Below are 11867 nucleotides of genomic sequence, written 5' to 3'. Positions count from 1 at the left end.
CTACGCGCCCGGTCGGGACGGTGCCGGGCGTCGGCGCGGCCAGCGCCGGATCGCCGCGCTGGCGACCACGGCGCTGGCGATGATCAACGGGCAGGCGATGACGAAGTTCCAGCCCGGGACCTCGGCGAAAAGCGCAAGACCCAGCAGCACCGACCACAGCACCGAGAGATATTCGAACGGGGCAAGGGCGGCGGCCTCGGCATGGCGGAAGGACAGCGTCATCAGGATATGCGCCACGCCGCCCGCCAGTCCCGCGCCGATCAGCAGCGCCCATTGGCCGGGCGTGGGCCAGACCCAGCCGAAGAATGCCGTCGCCAGCCCGCACAGCGCCGAGACGACGGCGAACCAGAACGCGATGGCGCCCGCTTTTTCGCCCGCCTGCGTCAGCCTGCGGACCTGCAACAGCGCAATCGCGGTGAGCAGCGCGGTCGTCAGGCCCGTGACCAGCCCCAGCCCGGCGCCCTCGGGCAGGGTGCCCGAAAAGGCGGGCACGACCAGCGCGGCGCCGCCCGCCAGACCCAGAAGAACCGCGGCGATCCGGCGCGGACCCAGGCCTTCGTGCAGGAAGGCCCAGCCCATCAGCGCCAGGATCACCGGCGAGAGGTAGGACAGCATGTTCGCCTCGGCCAGCGGCAGCAGACGCAGCGTCGCGAACGAGGTGAACATTGCCGTGGCGCCGGCGAGGCAGCGGACGATATGGCCCAGCGGGCGGGTCGTCGACAGGCCGCGCCACAAATCCCCGCTCCACCAAAGAAAGCAGATCAGCGGGATCAGCGCCAGCGCCGAGCGGAAGAACACGACCTGTCCCAGCGCGACCTCGGATCCCAGCGCCTTGACGCAGACCACCATCGCCGCGAAGGCCAGCGTCGAGCCGATGCGCAACAGGATGCCGACGGGTTCGCGCGGGATGAACGGAGCAGGCGGAACCGGGATCGCGGCGGGGGTGGTCATGTCGGTGTACTCAGGCGCCGGGCGCCCCGGTGAAGCGGATATGCGGGCGGGGATCGTCGCTGACCTCGGCCTCGACCCGGAACACATCGCGCAAAAGTTGCGCGGTGACAACCTCGCGCGGGGTGCCGAGCATGACCAGCCTGCCATCCTTCATCACCGCGATCCGGTCGCAGAACATGGTCGCAAGGTTCATGTCATGCAGCGCGATGATGCTGGTCAGATCGAGCGCGCGCACCATGCGCAGGATCTCGATCTGGTGATGGATGTCCAGATGGTTGGTCGGCTCGTCCAGGAACATGATGCGGGGTGCCTGCGCCAGCGCGCGGGCGATATGCACCCGCTGACGCTCGCCGCCCGAAAGGGTCTGCCAAGGCTGGTTGGCGTGGCCCGTCATGTTGACCCGTTCGAGCGCGCTGGCGACGATGTCTTCGTCGGCATTGGTCCAGCCACCCAGCGCCGAGCGGTGCGGTGTGCGGCCCAGCCGGACGACATCGCGCACCGAGACATTGGTGTCGGTAGCGGCGCTCTGCTGGACGAAGGCGACCTGCCGCGCCAGCATCCGGCGCGGCACGCGGGAAATGTCCTGCCCGTGGATCTGGACCCGGCCCGAGGCCGGACGCTTCAGCCCGGCCAGAAGCCGCAGGAGCGAGGATTTGCCCGATCCGTTCGGCCCGATCAGACCCAGCGTTTCGCCCGGCGCGACGCTCAGCGAAACGCCCGACAGGACCACCCGGCGGCGCACGCCCCATTCGAGATCGGTTGCGACGACGCTCATGTCTGGGGCCTTGCGCGATACAGGATGACGGCGAAGAAAGGCACCCCCACCAGCGCGGTGACAACGCCGATGGGGATCGTCTGTTGCGACACAAGAATGCGCGAGACGATATCGGCCAGCACCATGAAGATGGCGCCGGTGATGGCGCAGGCGGGCAGGAGTTTCAGGTGGAGGGGGCCCACGATGTAGCGGGCGGCGTGCGGCACGACCAGCCCGACGAAACCGATCGCGCCCACCATGCTGACGATGGCTGCGGTGATCATCGCGGTGACGCCGAACAGGATCAGCCGGATGCGACCCACCGGCACGCCGAGTGCGGCGGCATCCTCATCCCCGAAGGTGAAGGCGTCGAGCGAGCGCGCCATCCACAGGCAGATCGCCAAGCCCAGAGCGGTGACCGCGAGAAGAAGGAAGAAATCCGGCCAGCGCACGCCCCCGAAGCTGCCCAGAAGCCAGAACATCACGTCGCGGGCCTGCTGGGCATTCCCGGACGTGGTGACGATGTACGAGGTCAGCGCGTTGAAGAGCTGCGCGGCGGCGACACCGGCAAGGATCGTGTGGTTGGGGCCGCTGGTGGCCCCGTTCGACAGAAGCGCGACCAGCGCGAAAGCCGCGAAAGCCCCGCCGAACGCGCCCACCGACAGCGACAGCCCGCCGCCGCCGATGCCCAGAATGATCACCGCCACCGCCCCGGTCGAGGCCCCGGCCGACACGCCCAGAACGAAGGGTTCGGCCAGCGGGTTGCGCAAGAGCGCCTGCAGGATCGCGCCGCACAAGGCCAGCCCGGCCCCGGCAAGCGCCGCGACCAGCGCGCGGCTGAGCCGCAGATCCCACACGATGCTGAACTCGATCCGCGAGATTTCGGCCGTGCCGAGGCCGATCCCGTTCCACACGGCCAGAAAGACCGTGCGCAGCGGAATGTGGTAATCCCCGATCGCGGTCGCCAGCGCCACCGCGAAGACAAGGATCACCAGACAGGCCCCGAAATACACGAGGGCAAGGCCGCCCTCCCGGTGACGACGCGCCGCGCGTTTCACGGCAGGTCGTAGCGGCGCAGTTGTTCGGCCAGTTCCTCGGCCCCGTAGATCGTGCGGATGCTGGGATTCATCGCGGCGCCGGCCATCACGGCGATCCGGCCCTCTTGCACGGCCCGCATCTGCGACACGGTCGGATCGGATGTCAGGAACTCGGTCTTTGCCTCGGCGGTATCCAGCTCCCAGCGGTTGCGGTCGACCTGCGCGACGACGATCACCGTCGGATCCGACGCCATGATGCCTTCCCAGCCCAGCGTCGGCCATTCGGATTCGGTCTGAAGCGCGTTGGTGCCGCCCAGAATGTCGGCGATGAAGGCCGAGGTCCCGTTGCCACCGGCCAGATAGGCATCGTCAGAGGGCGAGGGGCTCGAAAACCAGAACAGGAAAGTCAGATCGTCGCGCGGCGCGAATTCCGCGCGCAGGGCGGCTTCGCGCTCGCGGAAATCCGCGATCAGCGCGTTCCCGCGATCCGCGACATCGAAGATCCGCGCCAGTTCCGAGATTTCCTGGTAGACCAGTTCCATGTTCCAGAGCTCGGCGCGATTGCCGTAGATGTCGTTCGGGTTCTCGGTCGTGCTGCAGGCGCTGGGCGACAGGTAGGTGGGGATGCCGAGCGCGTGAAAATCCTCGCGCTTGGCGACGCGGCTGTCAGGGCCCAGCAGCGTGACCAGCATCGCGGCGACCATGTCGGGCTGGACCGACAGCACCGATTCCAGCGTCGGGAATTCGACGGTCAGCGTTTCGACCTGCGCATTGGCCTCGGCCAGTTCCGGAAGCACGGCGTTCGGCCAGAAGGCGGTGGCGCCCATCCGGTCCTCGAGCCCCAGCATCAGCATGATCTCGGCGCTGTTCTGTCCCAGCGCCACGGCATTTTGCGGCGCGGCATCGAACGTGATGCTGACGCCGCAATTCTCGATCGTGAGGGGATAGGCCGTCGGTTCGGCGTGCAGGCTGGTGGCGAGCCCGGCGGCCACAAGACCGGCGAGAGCGGCGAAAGACGTCTTTGACATAGGGGCACCCGTGCAGTCATCGAAGGTGCCGCCTTCTAAAGATGCCGGACGACCGATTACAAGAGTAATTTTGTCGGGAATGTCTGGGCGAAGCCCGCGGACCGCCGGAACGGGCGGTCCGCCGCTTTTTTTTCGCAGGCTTATTCCAGCGACGCCCTGGTGTCCGCCACGGTGGCCGCATCGACCGCCGCCGCGCTGTTGCCCCAGCCACTGCGCAGGAAGCTGGCCAGCGCCGCGACTTCCTCGTCATCGAGCCTTTGGCCGAAGCCCGGCATCTGCAGCCGGTAGGGACGCAAGGCCGTCGACGGCAATTGCGAGCCGCCGAGGATCATCGTCAGCAGGCCGCGCGGGCTTTCCGCCGTCACCAGCGAGTTCCCCGCCAGTTCCGGGAAGACCTCGTCCGCGCCGCGCCCGTCGACGAAATGGCAGGCGTTGCAATTGTCGATGTAAAGCCGCGCGCCAAGCCCCATATCGGGCGAGGCCGAAGCGAGCAGGCGCTCGGTTTCGGTTTCGCCCGGGTCCTCGGCGACGGGTTCCACGTCGTCGTTCAGGCCGACGAGAAAGGCCGCGACCGCGCCCAGATCCTCGTCGGTGAAGTATTGCGACGAATCGCGGGCCACCAGCTGCATCTCGCCGTTGAGCGCGGCATGGGCATTGCGCCCGGTGCCAAGGATCATCGCGATGTCTTCCTCGCTCCATCCGCGCACCGCGCTTTGCGGGCCGCGCAGGGGCGGGGCCGTCCAGCCGGCGATTTCGCCCCCGGCCAGGAATTCGGGATCGCCCGCCTGAAGCCCGGCCTGCGCCATGACGGTGTTGCGCGGCGAGTGGCAGGCCGAGCAGTGACCCGGGCCCTCGACGATATATTCACCGCGCGCCAGCACCGGGTCGTCGTATTCCGGGACGAAGCCGGGATCGTCCAGCGCCACCCATTTCCACAGCCGCAGGCCCCAGCGCTGATCGAACGGGAAGCTGAGCGCGGTTTCCTCGACCTGCTGGTTGACGGGTTCGACCTCGTTCATGAAGTAATCGTACATCGCCCGCACGTCTTCTTCGGTGATGTGACGAAAGTTCTCGTAGGGCATGGCGGGGTACAGGTGCGTCCCGTCCGGGCGCACCCCGTCATAAAGCGCCGCGCGGAAGTCCGCGAGGCTCCAGCCGCCGATGCCGGTTTCTTCGTCCGGCGTGATGTTGGTGGAATAGATCGTGCCCAGCGGGCTTTCGATGGCCCGATTCCCGGCAAAGGGCTCGCCGCCCTCCTCGGTATGGCAGGCCATGCAGTCGCTCAGCCGCATGGCGTATTCGCCGTGGCCTTCCTCGGGCTGCCAGTCGTCGGCCAGCGCGGTCTGCGCCGGGGTCCGCTGAACCGGGACAAAGATGATGGCCAGAAGCGCGATGATGCCGAGAACGACCAGACCGCCGATGACTTTCAGAAAGGTGCGCATGGTTCGTCCTCCTCAGACCAGCGGCCGCGGATCGGGCAGGTAATCGTTGACGATCGCGTCCGCCGCCCAATAGGCCAGCGCCCCGACCGCGCCGGTCGGGTTGTACTGGATGTTCTGCGGGAAGGCCCCGGCGCCCAGCACGAAGACATTGTGCTGACCCCAGGCCTGCAGATAGCGGTTCACGGCCGAGGTGTTGGGATCCGTCCCCATGATCGCGCCGCCCACATTGTGGGTGGTCTGATAGGGACGGATGTCATAGCGCGCGCCCTCGGATTTGTAGCTCGAGCGCCAGCTGTCGGGATTCATCGACTGGGCGATAGGCTCGATCTGCCGGCGCATGAACTGCGTCATCCGGATGTCGTTGGCTTTCCAGTCGAAGGTCATCCGCATCAGCGGGCGGCCATGACGGTCGGTATAGGTCGGATCGAGATCGAGATAGCAGTCGCGATAGGCCATGTTCGACCCGTGCGAGCCGATCGACATCGAATGTCCGTACCACTCGCCGATGGCCTGTTTCCATTCCGCGCCCCAGCCCGGCGTGCCTTCAGGCAGCGAGATACCGCGGATCGGCTGGCCGTTGGACAGCCCGGCGGTGATGTAGCTGCCGCCGATGAAGCCCTCAGTCGCGAAATCGATCTGGTTGATGGCGAAATCGTCGATGCTGACGCCCGACGAGCCCGCCGCAGCGAAGGGATTGAAGTTGTGGTCGCGGAAGAACAGCGTGGTGCCGCCGTTCATCTGGTAGGAATAGTTCTTGCCCGTGACGCCCTCGCCAGTCTGCGGGTTATAGGGCTCGCCGATCCCCGACAGCAGCATCAGGTGGACATTGTGCAGCTGATAGGCGGCCAGAATGACCATGTCCGCCGGCTGGGTGACTTCTTCTTGCGCCTCTTCGTCCCAGTAGGTCACGCCCGTCGCGGTCTGGCCGTCGGCCGCCAGATTGACGCGCAGAACCTCGGAATTCACCCGGTAGCTGAAATTCTCGTACCGCTTGAGCGCGTCCAGGATGCAGGTCTGGGGCGAGGACTTGGAATAGTTGATGCAGCCATAGCGTTCGCAGAACCCGCAATAATTGCAGGGGCCCAGCTGCATTCCGTATTCGTTGGTATAGGCTTGCGTCGCGTTCGCCGCCGGGCGCGGGAACGGGTGATACCCCATCGCCGAAGCGGCCTCGCGGAACAGGCGCATGTCGGTCTGTTCGGGCATCGGCGGCATCGGGTAGCCGCGGCTGCGCGGCGCTTCGAACGGGTTGCCGCCCGGCTGGATCTCGCCGTTGATGTTGCCCGCCTGCCCGGCGATGCCGGCCATGTATTCGAAGCGGTCGAAATAGGGCTCCAGCTCTTCGTAACTGACACCCCAGTCCTGGATCGTCATCTCCTCGTCGATCAGGTCTGCGCCGAAATTTTCCTCGACATAGGACCGAAGGCGGAATTCCTCGGCCATCGGGCGCCATGTCTGGCCGTTCCAGTGGATCCCCGCGCCGCCCACGCCATCGCCCGGCAGGAACGAGCCCAGCTTGCGCATCGGCAGCGCGGTTTCGTCCAGCGTGCGGCGCACGGTGATGGTGGAATTGCGCGGCTTCTGCATGAAGCCGTAACGAATGCCGTATTTCAGCTCGTCGATGACGTTGGGATACTGGAAGTCCGGCACGGTCGAACGGTCGGGACCGCGTTCGAGCGCGAGGATATCCAGCCCCTCTTTCGCCAGTTCGATGCCCAGGATCGAGCCGGTCCAGCCCAGACCGACGATGACGACTTCTTTTTTCGGATCGGTGCGTGCCATGGTTCAGGCCCTCTCGCCGGCGATGTTGACGGGACCCAGCGGATACGGCTCGTCGCGCCCGATCCATTCAAGGTAATTGGCGCGCGCGCCGGGATAGCCGATATAGATCCACGACTGCATCCCGGCATTGCCGCCATACATCGGGTCGGCGAAGTAACCCTCGCGCGTATTCTGCAAGAGCAGCGACCAGAATTCGCGCAGTTCGGGGGCAAGGTCGGTGTCGCCATCCGCCAGCGCCTGCAGCGCGGAATCCTGCGCGTCGGTATCGAGGTCGTGGAACGCCGCGCCCGCGTTCCGCTGGCACCAGTCGTCGAAGGCCGGAATGCCTTGCCGGTAAATCTCGGCGGGCGTCAGCGGGCTCTGGATCCCCAGTTGCGGCGTCGCGTCAGGGACGAACGGCCCCTCCATGTAGAGATCCGCCGCCGTGCCGAATTCCCCGGCGAGCTGCCGGTCGATGAAAATCGGCACGCCGGTTTCCAGCGCACCGGGGCCGTCGCCTTCGGACGGAATGATCCGCGCGGTCGCGGCCAAGAGGAAGGTCCATTCGGCGGCGCTGAGAAACTCGGGCGAGTAATCGTCGAGCGGGACCGCCTGCGCGTCAGGCCGCGTGTCGGGCGACTGCGCGAGGGACGAGAACCCGGCCAGCGCGGCGGCGCCGGCCGTGCCGCCCAGAAATACACGCCGGGTCGTTTGGGGCGTTTTTGATGACATCTGGCTTCTCCCTCAGACTGCCGAGAATGCTGGATTCCAAGCGGCAGGCATCAGCGGGAACTGCTGTGGGGCAGGGGTCTCCGCGACTGCGAGCGCAGTGTTCTGGAAGTCGTAAGGATCTGATATGAAATGATTTCATCGGTTCCCTGCGAGGCCAAACCCTGAAAAAATGCCTGACGCTGTATCGGGTTAACGGCCAGGCGGGGCAGATGTTCCTTAGTTTTTGATAACATTTGACCGGAGCGGTGAGCGGACTCACAGCTGAACTCTCGGGCACCACGACGCGGAAACCGGCTGATGGCGCCGCGGCCCGGAAACGTCCTGGGAACCTTGTCGCGCCGCAGCAGTTGCCCTGCAGAGCCGCCGACAGCCACCCATGGGCGGACACTGTCATCTTTCATCGCCATGTCTTTCATCGCCATGTCGCCACAGGAGCCCCTATGCAGATCACCCTGAACGTGAACGGCGTATCCCGCGCGCTGGATCTGGACACCCGCGTCACCCTTCTGGATGCGCTTCGGCATCATCTGAGGCTGACGGGGTCGAAGAAAGGCTGCGATCACGGGCAATGCGGGGCCTGCACCGTGCTGGCCAACGGGCGCCGGATCAATGCCTGTCTGAGCCTCGCGGTGATGCATGACGGCGATGCGATCACCACGGTCGAAGGGTTGCACGAGGCAGACGGGGCCGGGTTGCAGCAGGCCGTCATCGACCATGACGGGTTTCAGTGCGGCTATTGCACCCCGGGCCAGCTGTGTTCGGCCATCGGGATGCTGGACGAGCTGGCGCAGGGCTGGCCCAGCCACGCGAGCGACGGTCTTGAGGGGCCGTTCACCCTGACCCAGGCGGAAATCGCCGAGCGGATGAGCGGCAACCTGTGCCGCTGCTCATGCTATCCCGGCATCAACGCCGCGATCCGTGACGCCGCCAAGACCGGCACCGGCGCGACGGAGGCTGCGGAATGAGGCCCTTCGATTACCACCGCGCCCGCGACTTGCAGGATGCGCAGACCGATTACGTCTCTGGCGCGGCCTTCATCGCCGGCGGCACCAATCTTCTGGACCTGATGAAACTGCAGGTGATGACGCCCGAGCGGCTGGTCGATATCTCGCGTCTGGGGCTCGACCGGATCGAGGATGACGGCGACGGGCTGCGCATCGGCGCCACCGTCACCAACAGCGACCTGGCCGCCGATCCGCGCGTCCGCCGGCGCTGGCCGGTCCTGTCGCGTGCGCTGCTGGCCGGGGCGAGTGGCCAGTTGCGCAACAAGGCCACGACCGGCGGCAACCTGCTGCAGCGCACGCGCTGTCCGTATTTCTACGATCCCGATACGCCTTGCAACAAGCGCGATCCCGGCTCGGGATGCGCCGCGATGGGCGGGGAATTGCGCAACCACGCAGTGCTGGGAACCTCGGCGCATTGTCTCGCGCTCAGCCCCGGCGACATGCCCGTCGCCCTGCGCGCCCTCGATGCCGTGATCGAGATCCGGGGCACCGACGGCCGGACCCGCGCGCAGCCGATGGAGGGTTTTCACAGGCTTCCCGGCGACACGCCCGAGCGGGAGACGGTGCTTGACCCCGGCGAGCTGATCACCGCGGTGCGTCTGCCGGCGCCGCGGGGCGACCGGCAGGTCTATCGAAAGGTCCGGGACCGCGCATCCTATGCTTTTGCGCTGGTTTCGGTCGCGGCGGTGCTGCGGCTGGAGGGCGGGGTCATTTCCCACGCCGCGCTGGGCTTCGGCGGGCTGGGCACGGTGCCATGGCGCGACCCCGAGGTCGACGCTCTGCTGACGGCCGAGCGTCCCTCGGCGGCCTTGTTCGACGAAGCGGCGACGCTGTTGCTGCGTGGCGCCGAACCGCGCGAGGGCACGGCGTTCAAACTGCCCCTGGCGCGCCGCGTGCTGCGAGCCGTGCTTGAGGAGGCGACACAATGACCATCACGCTGAAAGTGGACGGCAAGAGCCCCGACCGCATTCCCGATATGAAGCAGGGACTTGTCGGCACCGAGATCGCCCGCCCCGAAGGCCCGCTCAAGGTGACGGGACAGGCGCCCTATGCGGCCGAGGATCTGCCCGAGGGATGCGCTTTCGGCACTCTCGTCCGGGCGCCGCGATGGGGCAAGGTGAACCTGCGCAACGAGGAACGGCTGGCGGCGATGCCGGGGGTTCTGTCGGTGCTGCGCGATCCGGCGATGATCCGGCGCACCGCGCAGGGCGGGGCCGGCAAGGCGCCCGCGCAGGGAATGGACGAGGCCGATTTCGCGGGCCAGTCCGTCGCGCTGATCGTGGCCGAAAGCTTCGAGGTGGCGCGCGATGCGGCGCGGGCGGCCGTGGTTGCGGTGGATGGCCCCGCGCCCGCTGTCGACCCGGACCAGCAGGAGACCGAGGGCGAACCCGACAGTCACGGCGATCTTGAAGCGGCGATGCGCGGCGCCGCGCATGCGCTGGACGTGACCTATACCACGCCCTCGATGGCCGCTGCCGCGATGGAACCGCATGCGGCCGTGGCATGGTGGGACGGCGATGGCGTCACGGTTCGGACCTCGCTGCAGATGCTCAAGCACAACCGCAAGGAGCTGGCGGATTGCCTGGGGATCGACCCGTCCCGGGTCCGGGTGCTGTCGCCCTATGTCGGGGGTGGCTTCGGCTCGAAACTGGGGGTATCGCCCGAAGCCGTGGCTGCGGCTCTGGCGGCCAAGACGCTGGGGCGCCCGGTCTGCGTGGTCCAGGAACGCCGGCAGGTCTTCGAACTGGTCAACCGCCGCTCGGAATCGCGTCAGCGTATCCGGCTGGCGGCGGATGAAGACGGGCGGCTGGTCGGCCTTGGGCACGAGGCACTGGTTTCGAACCTGCCGGATGAAGGGTTCTCCGAGCCGGTGACGCAGGCCAGCCATTTCGCCTATGCGGCCGAGAACCGCCTGATCGGCAACCGCGTGGCCCGGGTCCGGCGTCCGAATGCCGGGTCGGTCCGCGCACCGGGCGAGGCCATCGGCGTCACCGCCTTCGAATGCGCGATGGACGAGCTGGCCTCGGCGCTGGATCTGGACCCGATCGCGCTGCGTTTGCGCAACATCCCCGACGCGCACCCCGAGACCGGCCAGCCGTTTTCGTCGCACAAGCTGGCCCAGGTGCTGACCGAAGGGGCGGAACGCTTCGGCTGGCAGGATCGTGATCCCGCGCCCCGGCAACGACGCGAGGGCGAATGGTGGATCGGCACCGGCGTCTCAGCGGCGTTCCGGGTGAACCTGCTGACCGAAGCCGAAGCGCGCATCACGCTGACATCGGACGGCGCACGGGTCGACACGGACATGACCGATATCGGCACCGGCACCTATGCCATCCTGACCCAGATCGCCGGCGAGGCGCTGGGCCTGCCCCAAGGGCGCGTGACGGTGCGGCTGGGCGATACCGACCTGCCGCCGGGCTCGGGCTCGGGCGGGTCGTTCGGCGCTGCCTCGACCGGCAGCGCGGTATGGCTTGCCGCCCTGGACCTGCGCCAGCAGCTGGCCACGCGGCTGGGCTGCGACGAAGCGGATCTGACCTTGCAGGACGGCGAAGCGCGGGTTGCGAATACCCGCCAGCCGATCACGGAGATCCTGAAAGGCGACACGCTGACGGGCCACGGCCATGTTCAGAAGGGCGAGGCCGCGCAGAAGGTACGGCAGGCCACCTATGGCGCCCATTTCGCCGAGGCTGCGGTCAACGACGTGACGGGCGAGGTGCGGGTGCGCCGGATGCTGGGCAGTTTCGCCGCCGGCCGGATCCTGAACCCGCGCACCGCGCGGTCGCAATGTCATGGCGGCATGACGTGGGGGATCGGCATGGCCTTGACCGAGGGGCTGGTTTTCGACCGCCGTGACGGCCATGTGGTCAATCGCGACCTTGCGGAATACCACGTTCCGGTCAATGCCGACGTGCCGCCGCTGGATGTGCATTTCGTCGATGAACACGACCCCTGGACGGGCCCCCTGTTGGCCAAGGGAATCGGAGAACTGGCGATCTGCGGTGCGGGCGCGGCGGTGCTGAACGCGGTGCATCACGCCTGCGGCGTGCGGATCCGCGACTGGCCCGCGACGCCCGACAAGGTGCTGGCGGGGCTGGACGGGTGGCCTGTCCCGGCCACTGCGGGATCGGATTGACGCTGAACCTGCTCTGAAGTCCGGA

10 protein-coding genes are annotated in these 11867 nt (G+C 67.2%); 3 read left to right on the top strand and 7 right to left on the bottom strand.

Features of this window, described 5'->3' with window-relative positions:
• The 7 genes from C4N9_RS16315 to C4N9_RS16285 all read right to left on the bottom strand — a co-directional run bounded on the left by C4N9_RS16315 (position 1) and on the right by C4N9_RS16285 (position 7705).
• Positions 1-951: a DMT family transporter gene (locus C4N9_RS16315; RefSeq protein ID WP_109534413.1), complete on the bottom strand. Its 951-nt coding sequence runs from the start codon at positions 949-951 to the stop codon at positions 1-3.
• A gap of 10 nt (positions 952-961) precedes the next feature.
• On the bottom strand, positions 962-1726 hold the full coding sequence (locus C4N9_RS16310) for an ABC transporter ATP-binding protein (protein ID WP_109534412.1): 765 nt from the start codon (positions 1724-1726) through the stop codon (positions 962-964).
• The gene (locus C4N9_RS16305; RefSeq protein WP_109534411.1) at positions 1723-2763 is read right to left on the bottom strand and encodes a FecCD family ABC transporter permease; all 1041 of its coding nucleotides are present in this window, start codon (positions 2761-2763) and stop codon (positions 1723-1725) included. The genes C4N9_RS16310 and C4N9_RS16305 overlap by 4 nt, the downstream gene beginning before the upstream one ends.
• Positions 2760-3770, bottom strand: a complete 1011-nt coding sequence (locus tag C4N9_RS16300; protein WP_109534410.1) for an ABC transporter substrate-binding protein — start codon at positions 3768-3770, stop codon at positions 2760-2762. The genes C4N9_RS16305 and C4N9_RS16300 overlap by 4 nt, the downstream gene beginning before the upstream one ends.
• Positions 3771-3910: 140 nt before the next feature.
• A complete protein-coding gene (locus C4N9_RS16295) occupies positions 3911-5212 on the bottom strand; it encodes a c-type cytochrome (RefSeq protein ID WP_109534409.1) in 1302 nt (433 codons plus the stop codon).
• Between the two features lie 12 nt (positions 5213-5224).
• Positions 5225-6994: a GMC family oxidoreductase gene (locus C4N9_RS16290; RefSeq protein ID WP_109534408.1), complete on the bottom strand. Its 1770-nt coding sequence runs from the start codon at positions 6992-6994 to the stop codon at positions 5225-5227.
• A gap of 3 nt (positions 6995-6997) precedes the next feature.
• Positions 6998-7705, bottom strand: a complete 708-nt coding sequence (locus tag C4N9_RS16285) for a gluconate 2-dehydrogenase subunit 3 family protein (RefSeq protein WP_109534407.1) — start codon at positions 7703-7705, stop codon at positions 6998-7000.
• Positions 7706-8145: 440 nt separating this feature from the next.
• Here C4N9_RS16285 and C4N9_RS16280 point away from each other — a divergent pair, with 440 nt between their 5' ends.
• Genes C4N9_RS16280 through C4N9_RS16270 form a run of 3 tightly spaced genes read left to right on the top strand, consistent with a single transcriptional unit; the run spans position 8146 to position 11842 of the window.
• A complete protein-coding gene (locus C4N9_RS16280; RefSeq protein WP_109534406.1) occupies positions 8146-8670 on the top strand; it encodes a 2Fe-2S iron-sulfur cluster-binding protein in 525 nt (174 codons plus the stop codon).
• On the top strand, positions 8667-9638 hold the full coding sequence (locus tag C4N9_RS16275) for an FAD binding domain-containing protein (protein ID WP_109534405.1): 972 nt from the start codon (positions 8667-8669) through the stop codon (positions 9636-9638). Before C4N9_RS16280 ends, C4N9_RS16275 begins: the two co-directional genes overlap by 4 nt.
• Positions 9635-11842: a xanthine dehydrogenase family protein molybdopterin-binding subunit gene (locus C4N9_RS16270; RefSeq protein WP_109534404.1), complete on the top strand. Its 2208-nt coding sequence runs from the start codon at positions 9635-9637 to the stop codon at positions 11840-11842. Before C4N9_RS16275 ends, C4N9_RS16270 begins: the two co-directional genes overlap by 4 nt.
• Positions 11843-11867 lie beyond the last annotated feature (25 nt).

The organism is Pararhodobacter marinus (genome assembly GCF_003122215.1).
Classification (GTDB): Bacteria; Pseudomonadota; Alphaproteobacteria; order Rhodobacterales; family Rhodobacteraceae; genus Pararhodobacter; species Pararhodobacter marinus.
Note: the sequence above shows the minus strand (reverse complement) of the source record. Positions and strands in the feature narration are given on the sequence as shown.